We start from the raw sequence: 402 nt of genomic DNA on the forward strand, positions 1-402 counted from the left end.
ATCATTGATTCGAGACGTCAGTGAACCTGCGATCTCTGGAAGAGTCACAGTAAAAAATTGATCGATGGCTTCCTTGAAGTCTCGTTTATTTTTGAAGTAAACGTTATTCCTCGACTGCTCGTTCATTACCTTCCAAAGCCGCTCAATTGTTTTGAGATTTGGGCTGTAAGGTGGAAGGTAATGCAGCTCAATGTTAAGGACAAATGCGGCATCTTTGACTAAGTCACTGCAGTGATACTCAGCACCATCTAAGATGATATGAAGCTTATGGGCTAACGGATAACTCTCTCTTAACTTACAGAAAAAGCGAACAATATTTTCACTGTTAATACTCTCGTAATCGTGAACGATGGTGGCACCAATATCTGACAGGTTTAGTGCGCCAATAATGTTCAATCGGCT

General features: G+C 41.0%; 1 protein-coding gene. It reads right to left on the minus strand.

Features of this window, described 5'->3' with window-relative positions:
* A partial coding sequence (locus QTN94_RS20720) for an IS630 family transposase (protein ID WP_331428699.1) occupies positions 1–402 on the minus strand: 402 nt, incomplete at both ends.

Source organism: Vibrio sp. M250220 (assembly GCF_036533795.1).
Classification (GTDB): domain Bacteria; phylum Pseudomonadota; class Gammaproteobacteria; order Enterobacterales; family Vibrionaceae; genus Vibrio.